This window comes from Microbacterium petrolearium (assembly GCF_054782875.1).
In genome coordinates, this window is record NZ_BAAGRQ010000010.1 from 1 (window position 1) to 18969 (window position 18969).

Consider the following 18969-nt stretch of genomic DNA (forward strand, 5'->3'; position numbering starts at 1 on the left):
CCTGCACGACGAGCTGGACCGCGTCGGCCTTGAACTCCTCAGTGAACTTCCTGCGATTCGTAGACATCTCTGCCTGTCGTTCCTTCCTGGTAACGACCGTCTACAAGAAGTGTCACACCCCAGCCAACCCAGCCCGGCCCCAACCCGGCCCGGCCCCAACCCCGCTCAGCCGTCGATGACGGCGGCGAGCTCGTCGAGGAAGGATGACAGGTCGGTGCCGCGGCGGATGAGGCGCTGCGCGCTCTCGGGCTCGCCGAACACCTCGACGAACTGCTCGAACACCGTCTGGAACGCCGCGCGGTCGCTCTCGCTGAACGCCACGAGCGCCACGACGTTCACGCGCCCGTCGCCCCACGCGATCGGCTGATCCGCGATCCCCAGCGCGATCGCCGTGCGCCTCGCCGTCATGCGCAGCGCGTGCGGCACCGCGAGCGTCTCGGTGAACGCCGTCGACGACAGCCGCTCGCGCTCGATCGTGCTCTCCACATACTCCTCGCCCACCACGCCCTGCGCCACGAGCATCGCGCCGAGGCGCCGGATCACGCCCTCCTCGCCGCCGGCCGCGTCGATCCCGCGCACGAACGCGCCGGGCGCGAAGTAGCGCGCCAGCTCCGCGCGCAGCCGGCCGAGCCGCCGGGCCCGCCGCACGCGCGCCGCGGCGGCCGTGACGCGCTCGACGTCGACGTCGGTGAGGAACGGCTGGATCCGCACGATCCGCTCCGACGGCACGGGCGGATCGATCGTCGTGAGCACAAGATCCGTGCCCATCCCGTCCCAGTCGACATCCACGCGCGTCTCGACGTTCGTCACCTCGATCGAGCGGCCCAGCGAGCGGTCGACGCTCGAGCGCAGCAGCTCGTGCAGCTCGTAGTAGCCGGGGCACACGATCGTCGCGGTGAGCGTCGTCTCGGCGCGGCGGCTGCGCTCGAGGCGGCCGCCCACGTGCATCGCGATGTAGGCGATCTCATCGTCGCGGATCGGCACCCCGAGCGTCTCGGACAGCTCGCCGGCGATCGAGACGGCCACGTCGAAGATCATCGGATACGCCGACTTCAGCGTGCGCGTGAGCGGGTTGCGCGACCACGCCTCCTCGCGCGCGCGGTGCACGAGGTTCTGCACGTGCAGGGCGAGGCGCTGCACGAAGTCGTCGTGCGCGATGTCGACGAGGTAGTCCTCGGCCGCACGCGTCACCGCCGCCGAGACGGCCGCCGCAATCTGCGGATCCGGGCGCGCCCCGCCCGGCTCGCCCGGCGCCCCCGGCACGACGATGCGGGTGAGCACGAGCGCGGCCAGGTGCAGCCGGTCGCCCCGCCCCAGCTCCACGCCGAAGTGCGTGCGGGCGAGCTCGCCGATCGCGTCGGCGATCCGCTCGCGGGTGGGGTCGGCCTCGCCGTGCGCGGCCTCGAGGGCGTGCCCCTGCGCCACGCGGTCGGCGGCGATCGCCCCGTGCAGCACGACGTCGGAGGCGGCGAACTCGTTCACGAAGAACCCCAGCCGCCCGAGCTCTGCGACGAGATCGGCCTTGAACGCCCCGAGCGCGCCGGACGGGATCGCGAGGGCGTCGGCCGCGCGGCGCAGGGACGCCAGGTCGAACGCGCCGTCGTCCATCTCGTCGTGCACGAGGCGGCTGACGAAGCGGCGCCTGGCCAGCTCCGTTCCCGTCAGCCACAGGCGCGAGCCCTGCCGCTCGAGCGCGAGCCCCGACCCCGCGGCCCCCGCACCGGGCCCGCCCAGCAGCGCGCGCACGCGCCCCAGGTCGGCCTCGAGCGTGGCCGAGCTCACGTGCAGGCGGTCGGCGGTGTCGAACACGTCGATGCCCTCGTCGGCGTCGAGCAGCGCGCGCACGATCGCGTGCAGCCGCTGCCGCGGGGTGCCCGGCTCGGCGTCGGCGTGCAGCGCGGCGGCGGCGCCCGGCAGAGCGCGGTAGCCGGCGGGACCCGACTCGATGGCGTCGCCGCCGGGCACGCGCGCGTTCACCGCGGTGACGTACGAGCGCACGCTGCGCGGCGTGACGCCGAGCTGGTCGGCCAGCGTCGCCGCGGTCATCCAGTCGCCGCGGCGCAGCAGGATGCCGAGCATCCGATCCTGCCGTCGCCTGGTCATGTGCGCCTCTCTCGTCCCCTCGTTCAGTCAATCACGCGGCGCCGCGGGCCGATCCTCCGCGCCGAGCCGATCTTCCGCACGGGAGGAAAGAACGCTGGTTGCCCCGCCCCCTCGCGCGCGCGCAGGATCGATCGGAAGGGAAAGTTGGAGATCGATGAGGATCCTTGTGGTGTGCGGCGCCGGCGCGTCCAGCACGTTCGTCGCCCTTCGCATCCGTCGCGCCGCCCAGGCCGCGGGACTCGAGCTCGCCGCGTTCGCCGGCACCGAGCTCTCGCTGCCGATCGACCTCGACTCCGCCGACGTCGTGCTGCTCGGCCCGCACCTGCATCGCTCGCTCGATGACGTGCGCGCCCTCGCCGCCCCGCGCGGCGTGGCCGTCGGCGTCCTCCCGGACGACGTGTTCACCGACCTCGACGGCGCCCGCGCGCTCGCGCTGGCCCGCGCCGTCGCCGATCAGGGCGCCGACCCGGCGTCCGCCTGACGAAGGGATGCCCATGAGCACCATCTCCCGCACCGTCCGCATCGCCGCCTCGCACGGCCTGCACGCGCGCCCCGCGAAGCTGTTCGCGCAGGCCGCCAAGGACTCCGGCGTCGAGGTCACGATCGCCAAGGGCGACGGCAAGCCCGTCAACGCCGCCAGCATCCTCGGCGTCATCGCGCTGGGCGCGAACACGGGCGACGAGGTCACCCTCGAGGCCACGGGCGAGGGCGCGGAGGCCGCGCTCGACCGCCTCGTCGAGCTGCTCGAGACCGACCAGGACGCCGAGTGACCGCCATGACCGACATCCGCGGCGTCGGCATCGGCCAGGGCGTGGCCCACGGCCCGATCGCGCGCATGGCGCCGCGGCTCGACGCGCCGAGCGACGCGCGCAGCACGCGCACGCCGGACGAGGAGAAGGCCGCGGCCGCGCAGGCCGTGGCCGCCGTGGCGGCCGAGCTGAACGCCCGCGGCGAGCGCGCCGGCGGCGCCGCGCAGGAGGTGCTCGAGGCGCAGGCCATGATGGCCGAGGACCCCACGCTCGAGGAGCAGGTGGGCGCGCTCATCGACGAGGGCCACACGGCCGAGTACGCCGTGCACACGGCGTTCGCGCGCTTCGCCCAGACCCTGCAGGAGATGGGCGGCTACCTCGGCGAGCGCGCCGCCGATCTCGCCGACGTGTCGCAGCGCGTCATCGCGCAGCTGCGTGGCGTGCCCGCGCCGGGCGTGCCCGAGCTCGACCACCCCTTCGTGCTCGTGGCCGACGACCTCGCCCCCGCCGACACGGCGCTGCTCGACCTCGACAAGGTGCTCGCCGTCGTCACGACCGAGGGCGGCCCCACCTCGCACACCGCGATCCTCGCCGGCGACAAGGGCATCACGGCTGTCGTCGGCACGGGCGAGCACCCCGGGCTCGTCGACGGCGCCACGGTGCTCGTCGACGCCGCCGCCGGCCTCGTCGTGCTCGATCCCACCGACGCCCAGCGCGCCGAGGCCGACGAGCGCACGGCCCAGCGCCTCGCCGCCGCGGCCGCGCCCGTCACCCCCGGCGAGCTCGCCGACGGCACGGCGATCCCGCTGCTGGCCAACCTCGGCAACCCCGATGCGGCGGCCGAGGCGGTCGAGCTGGGCGCCGAGGGCGTCGGCCTGTTCCGCACGGAGTTCCTCTTCCTCAGCGCCGACGAGGCGCCCACGGTCGAGGCCCAGCGCGCCTCGTACGAGAAGCTGCTCGCGGCGTTCCCGGGCCAGAAGGTCGTCGTGCGCGTGCTCGACGCCGGCGCCGACAAGCCGCTGAAGTTCCTCACCGACGGCGACGAGCAGAACCCGGCGCTCGGCCTGCGGGGCCTGCGCAGCCTGCGCGCGCACGAGCAGATCCTGCGCGACCAGCTCACCGCCCTCGCCCAGGCCGACGCGGCGACCGACGCGGACCTGTGGGTCATGGCGCCCATGGTCTCGAACGTCGAGGAGGCGGCGTACTTCACCGCCCTCGCGCACGAGCACGGCCTCAAGACCGCCGGCGTCATGGTCGAGGTGCCCGCCGCGGCGCTGCTGGCCGACGCGATCCTGCAGCAGACGGACTTCGGATCCATCGGCACGAACGACCTCGTGCAGTACACGATGGCCGCCGACCGCCTGCTCGGCACGGTGTCGTCCTTCCAGGACCCGTGGCACCCCGCCGTGCTGCGGCTCATCGCCGAGGTCGGCGCCGCGGGCGCCCGCCACGGCAAGCCGGTCGGCATCTGCGGCCAGGCCGCCGCGGACCCGCTGCTCGCGGTCGTGCTCGTGGGCCTCGGCGCCACGACGCTGTCGATGTCGCCGCGCTCCCTCGTCGACGTGCGCGCCGAGCTGAAGCGCCACACGCTCGACGACGCCCGCCGCATCGCGGAGGCCGCGCTGTCCACCACCGACGCCGACGCCGCCCGCCAGGCCGCGCGCGCCGCCGTCTCCTGATCGTCTCCTCCCCTACCCGAAACCCACACACCAGAAAGACGAGTCACCAATGACTGACACAGCAGCTCCGGCGAAGTCGCCGGGCGCCGTTCGCGTGGGCGTGCAGAAGTTCGGCACGTTCCTCTCGGGCATGATCATGCCGAACATCGCGGCCTTCATCGCCTGGGGTCTCCTCACCGCCCTCTTCATCGACACCGGCTGGCTGGGCAACACCGGCCCCGTCGAGGCCTGGCGCTGGGCCGACTCCGCCATGCTGGGCGGCGGCACCACGCCCGACGGCACCGAGTGGCTGGGCCTCGTCAGCCCGATCATCACCTACCTCCTGCCGCTGCTCATCGCCTTCACCGGCGGCAACGTCGTCTACGGCCACCGCGGCGGCGTCGTGGGCGCGATCGCGGCCTTCGGCGTCATCGTGGGCGCGGCCGGCACGGTCATGTTCCTCGGCGCCATGATCGCCGGCCCGCTGGCCGCGTGGATCCTGAAGCAGGTCGAGAAGCTCTGGGCCGGCAAGGTCAAGGCCGGCTTCGAGATGCTCGTCGACAACTTCTCGGCCGGCTTCGTCGGGTTCTTCACGGCGCTCGCGGCGTTCTTCTGGCTCGCGCCCGTCATGAAGTGGCTGACCGACCTCCTCGGCGCAGCCGTGGGCTGGCTCGTCGACACCGGACTCATCCCGCTCGCGAGCATCATCGTCGAGCCCGCGAAGGTGCTGTTCCTGAACAACGCCATCAACCACGGTGTGTTCACCCCGATCGGCACCCAGCAGGTCGAGGCCACCGGCCGCAGCCTGCTGTTCCTCGTCGAGGCGAACCCCGGCCCCGGCGCCGGTCTGCTGCTCGCGATCGCCGTGTTCGGCGTCGGCGCGGCGCGCGCGACCGCTCCCGGTGCGTGGATCATCCAGTTCCTCGGCGGCATCCACGAGGTCTACTTCCCCTACGTGCTCGCCAAGCCGATCCTGCTCCTCGGCCTCGTCGCCGGTGGTGCCACGGGCGTGCTGACGAACGTGATCTTCCAGTCGGGCCTCGTCGCCCCCGCCTCGCCGGGATCGATCTTCGCCGTGCTCATCCAGACGGCCCCCGGCAGCCACATCGGCGTCATCCTCTCGGTCGTCCTGTCGGCCGGCGTCACGTTCCTCGTGAGCATGATGTTCCTGCTCGGCAGCCGCAAGCGCGACCTCGCCGCCGAGGCCGCCGGCTCGGACGGCTTCGCGTCGGCCATCGCGCAGACCGAGGCCAACAAGGGCCGCAAGTCGAGCGTGCTCGGTGGCCTCGCCGCCGGCGGCGCCACCACCGCCACGAAGACGATCGAGAAGGTCGTGTTCGCGTGCGACGCGGGCATGGGATCGTCGGCCATGGGCGCCAGCGTGCTGCGCAACAAGTTCAAGGCCGCCGGCATCCAGGGCGTCACCGTCACCAACAAGGCGATCGCGTCGCTCGACGGCACGGCCGACCTCGTCGTCACCCAGCAGCAGCTGACCGATCGCGCCAAGCAGCGCGAGCAGTCGGCCCTGCACGTCTCGGTCGACAACTTCATGAACTCGCCGCGCTACGACGAGATCACGCGGATGCTGGTCGAGCAGCAGCAGGGCGGCGCCCCCCTCGCGGCCGTCGAGGCGGAGACGCCTGCGGCGACGGCCGCCGACGTGCTCTCGGTCGAGCGCGTGCGCATCCACTCCGGCTCGGCCACCCGCGAGGAGGCCCTGCGCGAGGCCGCCGACATGCTCGAGGCCGCCGGTGCCGTCACGCCCGCGTACTACGACGCCATGCTCGCCCGCGAGCGCACGGTGTCGACGTTCATGGGCAACGAGCTGGCGATCCCGCACGGCACCAACGACGCCAAGTCGGCCGTGCTCGGCTCGGCGCTGACCGTCGTGCGCTACGACGGCGGCGTCGACTGGGACGGCGACACGGCGACGTTCGTCGTGGGCATCGCCGGCAAGGGCGACGAGCACCTCGCGCTGCTGTCGAACGTCGCGACGCTGTTCTCGGACGAGGAGCAGATCGCGAAGCTCAAGGCCGCATCGACCCCGCAGGAGCTGTACGCGCTGCTCCAGACGGTGAACGAGGGCTGATCGCATGAAGGCTGTGCACTTCGGCGCGGGCAACATCGGCCGCGGCTTCGTGGGGCTGCTGCTCCACCAGGGCGGGTACGAGCTCGTGTTCTCGGACGTGGCGGCGCCGCTCGTCGACGCCATCAACGCCGCGGACGCGTACACCGTGCACGAGGTGGGCGAGGGCGGCCGCGACCACGTGGTCACCGGGTTCCGCGCAATCGACAGCGCGCAGGATCCGGATGCCGTGGCGGCGGAGGTGGCGGCGGCGGACGTCGCCACCACCGCCGTGGGGCCCACCGTGCTGCGCTTCATCGCGCCGCACCTCGTGGCGGGGCTGCGGCGGCGCGATGCCGCCGCGGCGCCGCTGCAGGTGATGGCGTGCGAGAACGCGATCGGCGCCACCGACACCCTGCGCGCCGAGATGGCGGCGGTCGCCGGCGACGAGTGGGACGAGCTGGCCCCGCGCGCGGTGTTCGCGAACACCGCCGTGGACCGGATCGTCCCCGGTCAGCCGGAGGGCGCCGGGATCGACGTGACGGTCGAGCCGTTCTACGAGTGGGCGATCGAGCGCGCGCCGTTCGGCGACACCCCGCCGAGCATCCCCGGCGCGCACTTCGTCGACGACCTCGGCCCGTACATCGAGCGCAAGCTGTTCACGGTGAACACCGGCCACGCAACCGCGGCCTACCTCGGCGCGCGGGCCGGCCTCGAGCGGATCGCCGACGCGCTGGCGGACGAGGCGGTGGCGGCCGGCGTCGCCGCCGCGCTCGAGGAGACCTCGGCGCTGCTGGAGGCCAAGCACGGCTTCTCGGCGGCCGAGCTGGCGGAGTACCGGGCCACCATCCTCGGCCGGTTCCGCAACCCCGCGCTGCCCGACACGGTGCAGCGCGTCGGCCGCCAGCCGCTGCGCAAGCTGTCGCGGCACGAGCGGTTCATCGGCCCCGCCGCCGAGGCCGCCGAGCGCGGGCTGGGCGTCGACGCGCTGCTCGCGGCCGTCGGCGCGGCGCTCGCGTTCGACGACGCCGCGGACGAGCAGTCCGTCGAGCTGCGCCGCCTGCTGGGCGAGCTCGAGCCGGCGGCTTTCGTGGCGCAGGTGACGGGTCTGGAGCCCGCGCATCCGCTGCACGACCGCCTCGTGGAGGTCGTCGCCGCCGCGCGCTGACCTCTCTCGCGACGACGAAGGCGGCCACCCGGGATTCCGGGTGGCCGCCTTCGTGCTGCGAGAGCCGATCAGGGGCAGTAGATGTCGCCGTGCTGTCCCGGTCCCATGACGCTGCAGTACTCCGCGTACTCCGCCATCCCGGCGGCGATGAACATGCCGATCGCGACCACGGCGAGGATGTTCAGCACGAGGAACACGATGCCGAGGATCAGTCCCCACAGCGCGGGCGTGTTGGGGAAGCCGGCACGCTTCGACTTGCCGCGCGCGATCGCCGAGACGATGATCGCCGCGATCGGCGCCAGGAACCAGAAGAACAGGCCCGCGATGCCCAGCACGAGGCCGACGATGCCCATCGTCTTGCCCGGGTCCTCCTGGACGTACGGCTGGCCGTAGCCGGACTGCCCGTACGCGGGCTGCCCGTACTGGCCGGGGTAGCCGCCCTGCGGCGGCGCGTACGCCGGCGGCGCGGGCTGACCGGGCTGCGGCGCGTCGCCCCCGGGGTAGCCGGAGTTGTCGGGCGACGGCGGCGGGGGCGGGTAGTCGTTGCTCATGGGTTCTCCCGGATGCTGGTGCTGTGGGCGCGCGGGGACGACGCGCGCCCTCTCACGGTAGCGCGGCAGGCACCCCCGCGTCGGCCCGCACCGCGGGGAGATCTCCCCGCGCGCGGCGTTGCCCCCTACGCGCCTCCGGTCGACGAGCGGGAGTTGCTGTGGTCGCTTCATCTGCGTTCACTGACGCTCGCTCCGTTCAGCAACCGGGAGGTTGCACGCTCGGTCGCACCCATCGGTTGCTGAACGGAGCGGCCGGAGGCCGCGGAGATGAAGCGACCACCGCAACCGAGTGGTCAGACGCGGAAGCCCGCGCGGATGAGGTCGGCGAGCTCGTCGCGCTCGGGCAGCGGCAGGAAGGCGGCCTCGGCGGCGGTCACCTGGAACCGCTCGAGCTCGGCCAGCCCGTAGCCGAACGCCTCGCTCAGCAGCGTCAGCTCGCGCGTGAGCGACGTGCCGCTCATGAGCCGGTTGTCGGTGTTGACGGTCACGGCGAAGCCGAGGCGGCGCAGCAGGTCGAAGGGGTGATCGCCCAGCTCGCGGCCCCAGTCCGCGAACCCGGCCGTCTGCACGTTCGACGACGGCGACAGTTCGAGCGGGATCCGCCGATCCCGCACCCACGCGGCCACCTCGCCGAGCCGCACCTCGGCGGCATCGGTGCGGCCGGGCCGCGCGGCGCCGGCGCGCTCCCCCGGCACGACGAGGTCGTCCGCGATCCGCACGCCGTGGCCGAGCCGCAGCGCCCGCCCGTCGCGCAGCGCCGAGCGGATGGAGTCGACGCCCGCCGCCTCGCCCGCGTGCACGGTCACCGGCACGAGCGCCTCGGCCAGCAGCCCGAACGCCTCGGCGTGTGCCGAGGGCGGGAAGCCGTCCTCGGGCCCCGCCAGGTCGAAGCCGACCACGCCCGCGTCGCGCGAGGCGATCGCGAGCCGCGCGATCTCGGCCGAGCGCTCGCCGTGCCGCATCGCCGTGAGCAGCTGCCGCGCCCGGACGGGCCGGCCCGCCTCGGCCGCCGCGCGCTCGCCCTGCGCGAAGCCGTCGGCCACGGCCGCCACGGCCTGTGCGGGCGTGAGCCCGCCGGACGTGTGCAGCTCGGGCGCCCAGCGCACCTCGCCGTACACGACGCCGTCGGCGGCCAGATCCTCCACGAACTCCCGCGCGATCCGCTCCAGGCCCTCCCGCGTCTGCATCACCGCGAGCGTGAGGTCGAACGTGCGCAGGTACTCCGGCAGCGATCCGGATGTGCACGCCCCGACGAACCACTCCCCGAGCGCCCGCGGATCCGCCGCCGGCAGCTCCAGACCGATCCCCTCGCCGAGCTCCAGGAGCGTCGCCGGGCGCAGGCCGCCGTCGAGGTGGTCGTGCAGCGAGACCTTGGGCAGGTCGCGGATCGCGCCCGTCACGCCGCGATCCGCTCGGCGATGAGGGGGCGCGGCGCGGGCGCCTCGCCCGCGATGTCCCACGCGTCGCCCAGCGCCTCGAGCGCGCGGTCGAAGCGCGCGGCGTCGTCGGCGCTCAGGGTGAACAGCGGCTGGCCCGCCGTCACCCGCTCGCCCGGCTTGGCGTGCAGGTCGATGCCGGCGGCATGCACGACCGGGTCCTCGGCGCGCGCCCGGCCCGCGCCCAGGCGCCACGCCGCCACGCCGAAGCCGAAGGCGTCCATCCGGGCGACCACGCCGTCCCGCGGCGCCGTGACGGTGTGCGTCTCGCGCGGGGCCGGCAGCGTGGCGTCGGCGTCGCCGCCCTGCGCCGCGATCATCGCGCGCCAGCTGTCCATCGCGCGGCCGTCGCGCAGCGCCGCCTCCGGATCGGCATCCGGCAGGCCCGCGAGCGCGAGCATCTCGCGCGCGAGCGCCACGGTGAGCTCGACGACATCCGCGGGGCCGCCGCCGGCGAGCACCTCGACCGATTCGCGCACCTCGTTGGCGTTGCCGATCGCCCGGCCGAGCGGCGTGCTCATGTCGGTGAGCAGCGCCGTGGTGCGCACGCCCGAGTCCTCGCCCAGCGCGACCATCGTGTGCGCCAGTTCCCGCGCCCTCTCGGGATCCTTCATGAAGGCCCCGGATCCGAACTTCACGTCGAGCACGAGCGCCTCGGTGCCCTCGGCGATCTTCTTCGACATGATGCTCGAGGCGATCAGCGGGATCGCCTCGACCGTGCCGGTCACGTCGCGCAGCGCGTAGAGCCGCTTGTCGGCCGGCGCCAGCCCCGCACCCGCCGCGCAGATCACCGCGCCGACGTCGCGCAGCTGCGCCATGAGCTCGTCGTTCGACAGCGACGCGCGCCAGCCGGGGATCGACTCGAGCTTGTCGAGCGTGCCGCCCGTGTGCCCGAGGCCCCGGCCCGACAGCTGCGGCACCGCCACGCCGAACGAGGCCACGAGCGGCGCGAGCGGCAGCGTGATCTTGTCGCCCACACCGCCCGTCGAGTGCTTGTCGACGGTGCGCTTGCCGAGGCCGGCGAACGACATCCGCTCCCCCGAGGCGATCATCGCCTCGGTCAGGACGCGGATCTCCTCGCGCGTCATGCCGTTCAGCAGCACCGCCATCGCGAAGGCCGACATCTGGGCGTCGGCCACGTAGCCGCGCGTGAACGCGTCGATCATCCATCGCAGCGCGGGCTCGGGTACCGCGCCGCCGTCGCGCTTGGCGCGGATGACGTCGACGGCGTCGAACGGCTCGGTCACCGCACGATCTCCAGGTCGCGCGGCCCGAACGCGTCGGGCAGCACCTCGTCGATCGTGCGGATGCCCGACACCGTCTCGAGCAGCATGCCGGGCACCGAGAACTCGTACAGCAGCTGGCGGCAGCGGCCGCACGGCATGATGACGTCGCCGTCGCGGTTCACGCACACGAACGCCACGAGCTGCCCACCGCCCGTGGCGGCGAGGTTCGAGACGAGCCCGCACTCGGCGCACAGTCCGAGCCCGTACGAGGCGTTCTCGACGTTGCAGCCGGTCACGATGCGTCCGTCGGTCGCGATCGCCGCGGCGCCCACGGGGTAGCGCGAGTACGGAACGTATGCCCGCTCGAGCATGGCGGTGGCCGCGTCGCGCAGCCGATCCCAGTCGATGTCCATCGCTCGATTATCGCCCTTCCGTCCGCCGCGGCGCGGAGCCCCGCGCCGCCGCTACAGCACCGCGTCGCGGCCGCGTGCTTGCAGCGCGCCGACCACGCTCTTCACGCGCTGCGCGTGGGCGCTGTTCGTCACGAGCAACGCGTCGGCCGTGTCGACGACGATGACGTCGTCGAGCCCCACCACCGCGATCACGCGGTCGGTCTGCGATACGACCAGCCCGTGCGATTCGTCCGCCAGCACGCCCTTGTTCTCGCCCAGGATCGACACATCCTGGCGCCGGCCGTTGGAGACGAGGTTCCACAGGCTCGCGAAGTCGCCCACGTCGTCCCAGTCGAACTGGCCGGGCACCACCGCGAGGCGCCCCTTCTCGGCGGCCGGCTCGGCCACGGCGTAGTCGATCGCGATCTTCTTGAGCGCGGGCCACACCCGGCCGAGCACCTCGTCGCGCGCATCGGTGTCCCACGCGGCGGCGATCTCGAGCAGCCCCGCGTGCAGCTCCGGCTCGTTGGCCTCCAGCTCGCCCAGCAGCACGTCGGCGCGCGAGATGAACATGCCCGCGTTCCACAGGAATGAGCGGTCGGCGAAGTACCGCCGCGCCGTGTCGAGGTCGGGCTTCTCGACGAAGCGCTCCACGGTCGACGCCATCGGCGCGTCCGTCACGTCGAGCTCGTCGCCCGTCTTGATGTAGCCGAAGCCGACCGAGGGCTCGGACGGCGTGATCCCGATCGTGCAGATGTATCCCTCGCGCGCGACGGCCACGGCCTGCCGCACGGCGAACTCGAACGCGCGCTGGCGCTGGATCACGTGATCCGCCGCGAACGAGCCGATGATGACGTCCGGATCGCGGCGGTGCAGCACGGCGGCGGCCAGGCCGATCGCGGCGGCCGAGTCGCGCGGGTCGAGCTCGTGGAAGACGTTCGCGGCCGGGATGTCCGGCAGCGTCTTCTCCACCGCCGGGCCGTGGGCCACGCCCGTGACCACCGAGATGCGATCGGGGCCGGTGAGCGGCAGCAGGCGATCCCACGTCTCGCGCAGCAGCGACACCCCGGAGCCGGTCAGGTCGTGCAGGAACTTCGGCGCCTCCGCACGCGAGAGCGGCCACAGGCGCGAGCCGATGCCGCCGGCGGGGATGACGGCGAAGAAGTCCGGGATCGTGTCGCTCATGCCGACAGGCTAGCGGGCGCGGCCGCCGCGCACCCGGGCACGACCTCGCGCCGGCCCCGCGAGGTCACGGATTCATCTCGACGTCGAGATAGTTAGGGTGCCCTTCGTCGCCGCGCTCGCGAGGCGGGAATAGGATGAAGGCGTTCGGCAGGGACGCATCGGTTCCGCCGTCCGCGAAACCTCGCATCGACAAGGAGGCCGTCGTGTCCACCACCGCACGCCCGACGCCGTCGGTGTCGGAGACCACCTCGAAGACGCCGCGGGGCACCCTCTACCGCGGGCGCGAAGGAATGTGGTCGTGGGTGCTGCATCGCATCACCGGCGTCGCCATCTTCTTCTTCCTCCTGGTGCACGTGCTCGACACCGCCCTCATCCGCGTCTCGCCGGAGGCGTACAACGCCGTCATCGGGACGTACCAGACCGAGATCATGGGGCTCGGCGAGGTCGCACTCGTGGGCGCGATCGTGTTCCACGCCTTCAACGGGCTGCGGATCATCCTCGTCGACTTCTGGGCCAAGGGCGCCAGGTACCAGCGCTGGCTGTTCTGGGGCGTCATCGGCGTCTGGGTCGTCGTGATGGCCGGCTTCACGCCGCGCCACCTCATCAACGTCTTTTCGGGAGGTGGGCACTGATGACCGCCGACACCATCGCCGCCCCGCGCTCGGCGCGAGGCCGCGGCTCCAACTGGGAGAAGTGGGGCTGGCTCTACATGCGCGTCTCGGGCGTGCTGCTGATCGTCCTCATCTTCGGCCACCTCATCTCGAACCTGATCCTGCCCGAGGGCGGCGTGAACGCGATCAACTTCGCGTTCGTCGCCGGCAAGCTCGCCTCGCCGTTCTGGCAGTGGTGGGACGTGCTGATGCTGTGGCTGGCCTTCATCCACGGCGCCAACGGCATGCGCACGATCGTGAACGACTACATCCGGGGCGCCCGCCTGCGCACCGCGCTGGTGTGGGCCATCTGGATCGCGGCCGCGCTCATGATCGTGCTCGGCACCCTCGTGGTGTTCACCTTCGACCCGTGCCTCGGCGTGACCCCGGACAGCGTCCTGTGGGACTCCTGCCCCGCCGCCTGAACCGACTGAAGAGAGCGGATTCGTGACTCAGAAGTACCCCGACGCCGAGCTGAAGAACGGCGTCTACCACCACCAGTACGACGTCGTGATCGTCGGCGCCGGCGGCGCCGGCATGCGGGCCGCCATCGAGGCCGGCCCCGGCGCCAAGACCGCGGTGGTGACCAAGCTCTACCCCACCCGCTCGCACACGGGCGCGGCGCAGGGCGGCATGGCCGCGGCGCTCGCGAACGTCGAGGAGGACTCGTGGGAGTGGCACACCTTCGACACGATCAAGGGCGGCGACTACCTCGTCGACCAGGACGCGGCCGAGATCCTCGCCAAGGAGGCGATCGACGCCGTCATCGACCTCGAGAACATGGGCCTGCCGTTCAACCGCACGCCCGACGGCAAGATCGACCAGCGTCGCTTCGGCGGCCACACCGCCGAGCACGGCAAGGCCCCGGTGCGCCGGGCCTGCTACGCGGCCGACCGCACGGGTCACATGATCCTGCAGACGCTCTTCCAGAACTGCGTCAAGCTCGGCATCGAGTTCTACAACGAGTTCTACGCGCTCGACCTCATCACCGTGAAGGACGACGAGGGCCGCACCCGCATCGCCGGCATCGTCGCGTACGAGCTCGCCACGGGCGACCTGCACGTCTTCCACGCCAAGTCGGTCGTGTTCGCCACGGGCGGCTTCGGCAAGATGTTCAAGACCACCTCGAACGCCCACACCCTCACGGGCGACGGCGTCGGCATCATCTGGCGCAAGGGCCTGCCGCTCGAGGACATCGAGTTCTTCCAGTTCCACCCCACCGGCCTCGCCGGCCTTGGGATCCTCCTCACCGAGGGAGCGCGAGGCGAGGGCGCGATCCTGCGCAACGCCTCGGGTGAGCGCTTCATGGAGCGCTACGCCCCCACGATCAAGGACCTCGCGCCCCGCGACATCGTGGCGCGCTGCATGGTCAAGGAGGTCCTCGAGGGCCGCGGCGCCGGGCCGAACAAGGACTACGTCTACCTCGACTGCACCCACCTGGGCGCCGAGGTGCTCGAGACCAAGCTGCCCGACATCACGGAGTTCGCGCGCACGTACCTGGGCGTCGACCCCGTCGTCGAGCCGGTGCCGGTCATGCCGACCGCGCACTACGCGATGGGCGGCATCCCCACGAACAACGACGCCGAGGTGCTCGCCGACAACGACACCGTCGTGCCCGGCCTGTACGCGGCCGGCGAGTGCGCGTGCGTCTCGGTGCACGGCGCCAACCGCCTGGGCACCAACTCGCTGCTCGACATCAACGTGTTCGGCAAGCGCGCCGGCATCAACGCCGTGAAGTACGCGCAGAGCGCCGACTTCGTGCCCCTCCCGGACGACCCCGCCAAGGAGGTCCGCGAGATGCTCGAGACCATCCGCACCCGCAAGGGCACCGAGCGGATCGCCGACATCCGCACCACGCTCCAGGAGGAGATGGACAAGAACGCCCAGGTGTTCCGCACCGAGGAGACGCTCACCAACGTCCTCGGCACGATCCACGACCTGCGCGAGCGCTACCAGAACGTGTACGTCGACGACAAGGGCAAGCGGTACAACACCGACCTGCTCGAGGCCGTGGAGCTGGGCTTCCTGCTCGACCTGGCCGAGATCGTCGCCTACGCCGCGCGCAACCGCAAGGAGAGCCGCGGCGGCCACATGCGCGAGGACTACCCCGACCGCGACGACGCCAACTACATGCAGCACACGATGGCGTACCTCACGGGCGATCCGCACTCGCCCGATCCCGAGGACCACATCAAGCTCGACTGGAAGCCCGTGGTGTTCACGAAGGATGACGTCGGCGAGCTCCGCTACGCACCCATGGAGAGGAAGTACTGATGTCGTCCGCCGCACCCGAGGCTCCCGCCGAGGAGCAGGCCGTCCAGTCCTACCTGGTCACGTTCATGATCCGCCGCTTCGACCCCGAGGTCGACAGCGAGCCGAAGTGGGTCGACTACGACGTCGAGATGTACTCGACCGACCGCGTGCTCGACGCCCTGCACCGGATCAAGTGGGACATCGACGGATCCCTCGCGTTCCGTCGCTCGTGCGCCCACGGCATCTGCGGCTCCGACGCCATGCGCATCAACGGCCGCAACCGCCTGGCCTGCAAGACGCTCATCAAGGACCTCGACATCTCGAAGCCCGTGTACGTCGAGGCGATCAAGGGTCTTCCCCTCGAGAAGGACCTGATCGTCGACATGGACCCCTTCTTCGAGGCGTACCGCGAGGTGCAGCCGTTCCTGCAGTCGAAGTCGACGCCCGAGAAGGGCAAGGAGCGCCTGCAGACGATCGCCGACCGCGAGCGCTTCGACGACACGACCAAGTGCATCCTGTGCGCCGCGTGCACCACGTCGTGCCCCGTGTTCTGGACCGACGGGCAGTACTTCGGCCCCGCCGCGATCGTGAACGCGCACCGCTTCATCTTCGACTCGCGCGACGACGAGGCCCAGGTGCGCCTGGACATCCTCAACGACAAGGAGGGCGTGTGGCGCTGCCGCACGACCTTCAACTGCACCGAGGCGTGCCCCCGCGGCATCGAGGTCACGAAGGCGATCGCGGAGGTCAAGCAGGCCGTCCTGCGCGGCCGGGTGTGAGACCCGCCCGATGAGAAGGGGCTCGGCTTCGGCCGGGCCCCTTCTTTTCAGAAGCGTCTGCGCCGCTCGGGCACCCGCTTTGCGGTTTTTCTTTTCAGAAGCGTCTGCGCGCGCTCGGGCACCGCTGCGCGGTGCCGCTCGCGTGCTCGCGCTCTCGCGTCCCGCGAGAGCGAGGCGGCGCTTCGCGCCGCGGGGCGGGCGCATGAGCGCCCGCACGCTCGCGCTTCGCGCTCGCACAGTGACCGGTTGTGCGGTGGCTTGCCGACCGGTTGCACCAATCGGTCACACCCATCGGTTGCTGAACGGAGCGGCGGAGCCGCGGAGATGAAGCGACCAGCGCGACCGTCATGGACTTGCTGTGGTCGCTTCATCTTCGTTCGCTTCGCTCACTACGTTCAGCAACCGTGGGGTCACACCCATCGGTTGCTGAACGGAGCGGCGGAGCCGCGGAGATGAAGCGACCACCGCGACCCTCGTGGACTCGCTCTGGTCGCTTCCGCTTCGTTCAGCAAGCGGGGAGTTTCAACCGTCGTCAGTGGGCGACCGGGGCCGCGCCGCGGGTGGAGGGGACGAAGCGCCACGCGATGAACGCCGCTACCGCGGTCAGCACCGCGGCGATGCCGGTGGCCGACTGCATGGCCACCGTGAACGCCTCGCGTCCCGCCTCGAGCGCCACGTCGGCGCCGCCCGCGCGATGCGCCGCGTCCGCCAGCTGCGGCAGGGACTCCCCCGCCGCCGCCCGCACCGCGCCGGGCATCCCGTCCGGCAGCACGAGCGCGGCGCGGTAGATGGCGGTGTGGAGCGACCCGAGCACGGCGATGCCCAGCGCCACGCCGAGCTCGATCCCCATCTCCGAGATCGACGACGCCGCGCCCGCGCGCTCGCGCGGCACGGCGCCGACCACCGCGTCGGTCGCGACGGCGCCCGCGAGCCCCATCCCGATCCCGATCACGACGAGCGCGAGCGCCAGCCAGACATATCCCGGCAGTCCCTCGGCCGCCACGAGCGCGCCCAGGCCGACGGCCATGGCGAGCAGGCCCGCCGCCATCGCGTTGCCGCGCCCCCAGCGACCCACGAGGAACGCGACCACACCGACGACCGCCACGGCGCCGATCGCCATGGGCAGCTCGCCGATGCCGGCCTGCAGGGGCGAGAACCGCCGCACCAGCTGCAGGTACTGCGAGAAGAAGAACAGCAGCCCGGCCGCGGCGAAGATCGACACCACGTTGGCCGCGATCGCGCCGCTGAACGCCGGGTTGCGGAACAGCCCGACGTCGACGAGCGGGTGCGCGAGCCGCCGCTGCCGGCGCACGAACGCCCATCCGGCCGCGATGCCGACCGCGAAGCCCGCGAAGGTGAGCACACCGAGATCGCCCTTCGCGACGTGCTTGATCCCGTACACGACCGGCACGATCGCGAGGATCGACAGCGCCGCGGACCACAGGTCGATGGGGCCGGGGCGCGGGTTGCGCGACTCGGGCAGCAGGAACACGCCCAGGCCGACCACGAGGATCATGACCGGCACGTTGATGAGGAAGACCGATCCCCACCAGAAATGCTCCAGCAGCGCCCCGCCGATGAGGGGCCCGGCGGCCGAGCCGACGGTGAAGCCCACCGACCACACGGCGATCGCCTGTGTGCGCTGCCGGTCGTCGCGGAACATGTCGCGGATGATCGCGAGGGTCGACGGCATGATCGTCGCGCCCGCGACACCGAGCAGGGCGCGCGCCGCGATGAGCACGGCGGAGGAAGCGGCGAACGCGCCGAGCACCGACGCGAGCCCGAACGCCACGGCGCCGATCATGAGCAGGCGCTTGCGCCCCACGCGGTCGGCGACATTGCCCATCGTGACGAGCAGGGCCGCGATGGCGAACGAGTAGATGTCGCCGATCCAGAGGATCTCGACCGCCGTGGGCTGCAGGGCCTCGGTGAGGGCGGGCACCGCCAGCGCGAGCACCGTGGCGTCGACCGCCAGCAGGACGACGGCGAGGGTGAGCACGACGAGTGCCACCCACTCGCGGGCGCCCGCGCGCACGGTGACGATCGACGCGGTGTTCATGACGATTACTGTACCGTCCGGTCAGTATAGAAACTGGGCGGGATCCTGGGCAGCACGCGGTAACGTGGCCTGCCAGCGAGTCCGGGCCGGAGGCGCCCGGAGGAGGGACCCGATGAGCCGCCCCAGCGCCAAGCAGGAGGTCGCGCAGGCCGCCCTGCGCCTGGCCGCCCAGGTGGGCACGCGCGCGCTCACCTTCGAGGCGGTCGCCGAGGCGGCGGGCAAGACGAAGGGCGGCGTGCTGTATCACTTCCCCTCGAAGGACGACCTGATCGAGGCGGTCATCGCGGAGCTCATCGACGCGTGGGAGGCCGACGCGATGCGGCACCTGGGCGCACCGTTCGAGGAGGCCACGCGCGAGGAGCGGATCGTCGCGTTCCTGCTCGCCTCGGCCGAGTCGGGCACCGACCTCGACGCCACGGCGGACCTCATGGTCATGGTCGACGTCGCGCGCGACGAGCGGTACGTGCGACGCTGGCGCGAACTGCGGGATCGGTGGGTGGGCGACGTCGCCGAGCTGACGGTCCGCCAGCAGGTGGCGCTCGTCGCCGCCGACGGCATCTGGCTCGATGAGGCGACGCTGCAGGCGCCGTTCCCCGCGCAACGGCGGCGCGCGGTGCTCGACGAGCTCGCCCGCATGGTGCGCGAGGGCTGAGCCGTCCGCGCCCACCGGGACCGGTTCGGGCGGTGTCGGAGGG

17 protein-coding genes are annotated in these 18969 nt (G+C 72.3%); 10 read left to right on the plus strand and 7 right to left on the minus strand.

Annotated features, from left to right (window positions below):
* Positions 1 to 165: 165 nt before the first annotated feature.
* Positions 166 to 2103: a BglG family transcription antiterminator gene (locus tag ACYVJ0_RS09140; RefSeq protein WP_460817411.1), complete on the minus strand. Its 1938-nt coding sequence runs from the start codon at positions 2101 to 2103 to the stop codon at positions 166 to 168.
* A 154-nt stretch (positions 2104 to 2257) separates the two neighbouring features.
* Here ACYVJ0_RS09140 and ACYVJ0_RS09145 point away from each other — a divergent pair, with 154 nt between their 5' ends.
* The 5 genes from ACYVJ0_RS09145 to ACYVJ0_RS09165 are packed head-to-tail and all read left to right on the plus strand — an operon-like array spanning position 2258 to position 7743.
* Positions 2258 to 2584 carry a PTS sugar transporter subunit IIB gene (locus ACYVJ0_RS09145; protein WP_449854050.1) on the plus strand — a complete coding sequence of 109 codons (327 nt, stop codon included), beginning with the start codon at positions 2258 to 2260 and terminating at the stop codon, positions 2582 to 2584.
* Between the two features lie 13 nt (positions 2585 to 2597).
* The gene (locus ACYVJ0_RS09150; RefSeq protein ID WP_449854051.1) at positions 2598 to 2873 is read left to right on the plus strand and encodes an HPr family phosphocarrier protein; all 276 of its coding nucleotides are present in this window, start codon (positions 2598 to 2600) and stop codon (positions 2871 to 2873) included.
* A 5-nt stretch (positions 2874 to 2878) separates the two neighbouring features.
* Positions 2879 to 4531 carry a phosphoenolpyruvate--protein phosphotransferase gene (gene ptsP / locus ACYVJ0_RS09155; RefSeq protein ID WP_460817414.1) on the plus strand — a complete coding sequence of 551 codons (1653 nt, stop codon included), beginning with the start codon at positions 2879 to 2881 and terminating at the stop codon, positions 4529 to 4531.
* A gap of 49 nt (positions 4532 to 4580) precedes the next feature.
* Entirely contained in the window at positions 4581 to 6599 is a 2019-nt protein-coding gene (locus ACYVJ0_RS09160) for a PTS mannitol transporter subunit IICBA (RefSeq protein WP_449854053.1), read from the plus strand.
* Positions 6600 to 6603: 4 nt separating this feature from the next.
* Positions 6604 to 7743, plus strand: a complete 1140-nt coding sequence (locus ACYVJ0_RS09165; protein ID WP_460817415.1) for a mannitol-1-phosphate 5-dehydrogenase — start codon at positions 6604 to 6606, stop codon at positions 7741 to 7743.
* Between the two features lie 68 nt (positions 7744 to 7811).
* On the opposite strand, the gene ACYVJ0_RS09170 is transcribed toward ACYVJ0_RS09165, so the two are convergent.
* The 5 genes from ACYVJ0_RS09170 to ACYVJ0_RS09190 all read right to left on the minus strand — a co-directional run bounded on the left by ACYVJ0_RS09170 (position 7812) and on the right by ACYVJ0_RS09190 (position 12533).
* A complete protein-coding gene (locus ACYVJ0_RS09170; protein WP_460817417.1) occupies positions 7812 to 8294 on the minus strand; it encodes a DUF4190 domain-containing protein in 483 nt (160 codons plus the stop codon).
* A gap of 293 nt (positions 8295 to 8587) precedes the next feature.
* Positions 8588 to 9694: an adenosine deaminase gene (locus ACYVJ0_RS09175; protein WP_460817418.1), complete on the minus strand. Its 1107-nt coding sequence runs from the start codon at positions 9692 to 9694 to the stop codon at positions 8588 to 8590.
* Positions 9691 to 10977, minus strand: a complete 1287-nt coding sequence (locus ACYVJ0_RS09180; protein WP_460817420.1) for a thymidine phosphorylase — start codon at positions 10975 to 10977, stop codon at positions 9691 to 9693. The genes ACYVJ0_RS09175 and ACYVJ0_RS09180 overlap by 4 nt, the downstream gene beginning before the upstream one ends.
* Positions 10974 to 11369, minus strand: coding sequence for a cytidine deaminase (locus tag ACYVJ0_RS09185; protein ID WP_449854058.1), 396 nt, complete (start codon positions 11367 to 11369; stop codon positions 10974 to 10976). The genes ACYVJ0_RS09180 and ACYVJ0_RS09185 overlap by 4 nt, the downstream gene beginning before the upstream one ends.
* Before the next feature lie 51 nt (positions 11370 to 11420).
* On the minus strand, positions 11421 to 12533 hold the full coding sequence (locus ACYVJ0_RS09190) for a mannose-1-phosphate guanylyltransferase (protein WP_460817422.1): 1113 nt from the start codon (positions 12531 to 12533) through the stop codon (positions 11421 to 11423).
* Between the two features lie 203 nt (positions 12534 to 12736).
* Between ACYVJ0_RS09190 and sdhC the strand changes: the two genes are divergently transcribed.
* Genes sdhC through ACYVJ0_RS09210 form a run of 4 tightly spaced genes read left to right on the plus strand, consistent with a single transcriptional unit; the run spans position 12737 to position 16215 of the window.
* Entirely contained in the window at positions 12737 to 13165 is a 429-nt protein-coding gene (gene sdhC / locus ACYVJ0_RS09195; protein ID WP_449854060.1) for a succinate dehydrogenase, cytochrome b556 subunit, read from the plus strand.
* Positions 13165 to 13608 (plus strand): succinate dehydrogenase hydrophobic membrane anchor subunit, encoded by a 444-nt coding sequence (locus ACYVJ0_RS09200; RefSeq protein ID WP_460817423.1) that lies wholly within the window; start codon positions 13165 to 13167, stop codon positions 13606 to 13608. Before sdhC ends, ACYVJ0_RS09200 begins: the two co-directional genes overlap by 1 nt.
* A 22-nt stretch (positions 13609 to 13630) precedes the next feature.
* The gene (gene sdhA, locus ACYVJ0_RS09205; protein WP_460817424.1) at positions 13631 to 15457 is read left to right on the plus strand and encodes a succinate dehydrogenase flavoprotein subunit; all 1827 of its coding nucleotides are present in this window, start codon (positions 13631 to 13633) and stop codon (positions 15455 to 15457) included.
* Positions 15457 to 16215 carry a succinate dehydrogenase iron-sulfur subunit gene (locus ACYVJ0_RS09210; protein WP_460817426.1) on the plus strand — a complete coding sequence of 253 codons (759 nt, stop codon included), beginning with the start codon at positions 15457 to 15459 and terminating at the stop codon, positions 16213 to 16215. The genes sdhA and ACYVJ0_RS09210 overlap by 1 nt, the downstream gene beginning before the upstream one ends.
* Before the next feature lie 532 nt (positions 16216 to 16747).
* Here ACYVJ0_RS09210 and ACYVJ0_RS09215 read toward each other — a convergent pair.
* Positions 16748 to 18274 carry an MFS transporter gene (locus tag ACYVJ0_RS09215; RefSeq protein ID WP_460817427.1) on the minus strand — a complete coding sequence of 509 codons (1527 nt, stop codon included), beginning with the start codon at positions 18272 to 18274 and terminating at the stop codon, positions 16748 to 16750.
* 112 nt (positions 18275 to 18386) lie between these two features.
* Between ACYVJ0_RS09215 and ACYVJ0_RS09220 the strand changes: the two genes are divergently transcribed.
* Positions 18387 to 18926: a TetR family transcriptional regulator gene (locus ACYVJ0_RS09220; RefSeq protein ID WP_460817429.1), complete on the plus strand. Its 540-nt coding sequence runs from the start codon at positions 18387 to 18389 to the stop codon at positions 18924 to 18926.
* Positions 18927 to 18969 lie beyond the last annotated feature (43 nt).

What these genes read in the sequence shown, in the direction of transcription:
- ACYVJ0_RS09140 (WP_460817411.1), bottom strand. Translation starts at nt 2,103, where the DNA reads ATGACCAGGCGACGGCAGGATCGGATGCTCGGCATCCTGCTGCGCCGC.
- ACYVJ0_RS09145 (WP_449854050.1), top strand. Translation starts at nt 2,258, where the DNA reads ATGAGGATCCTTGTGGTGTGCGGCGCCGGCGCGTCCAGCACGTTCGTC.
- ACYVJ0_RS09150 (WP_449854051.1), top strand. Translation starts at nt 2,598, where the DNA reads ATGAGCACCATCTCCCGCACCGTCCGCATCGCCGCCTCGCACGGCCTG.
- ptsP (WP_460817414.1), top strand. Translation starts at nt 2,879, where the DNA reads ATGACCGACATCCGCGGCGTCGGCATCGGCCAGGGCGTGGCCCACGGC.
- ACYVJ0_RS09160 (WP_449854053.1), top strand. Translation starts at nt 4,581, where the DNA reads ATGACTGACACAGCAGCTCCGGCGAAGTCGCCGGGCGCCGTTCGCGTG.
- ACYVJ0_RS09165 (WP_460817415.1), top strand. Translation starts at nt 6,604, where the DNA reads ATGAAGGCTGTGCACTTCGGCGCGGGCAACATCGGCCGCGGCTTCGTG.
- ACYVJ0_RS09170 (WP_460817417.1), bottom strand. Translation starts at nt 8,294, where the DNA reads ATGAGCAACGACTACCCGCCCCCGCCGCCGTCGCCCGACAACTCCGGC.
- ACYVJ0_RS09185 (WP_449854058.1), bottom strand. Translation starts at nt 11,369, where the DNA reads ATGGACATCGACTGGGATCGGCTGCGCGACGCGGCCACCGCCATGCTC.
- ACYVJ0_RS09190 (WP_460817422.1), bottom strand. Translation starts at nt 12,533, where the DNA reads ATGAGCGACACGATCCCGGACTTCTTCGCCGTCATCCCCGCCGGCGGC.
- ACYVJ0_RS09200 (WP_460817423.1), top strand. Translation starts at nt 13,165, where the DNA reads ATGACCGCCGACACCATCGCCGCCCCGCGCTCGGCGCGAGGCCGCGGC.
- ACYVJ0_RS09210 (WP_460817426.1), top strand. Translation starts at nt 15,457, where the DNA reads ATGTCGTCCGCCGCACCCGAGGCTCCCGCCGAGGAGCAGGCCGTCCAG.
- ACYVJ0_RS09215 (WP_460817427.1), bottom strand. Translation starts at nt 18,274, where the DNA reads ATGAACACCGCGTCGATCGTCACCGTGCGCGCGGGCGCCCGCGAGTGG.
- ACYVJ0_RS09220 (WP_460817429.1), top strand. Translation starts at nt 18,387, where the DNA reads ATGAGCCGCCCCAGCGCCAAGCAGGAGGTCGCGCAGGCCGCCCTGCGC.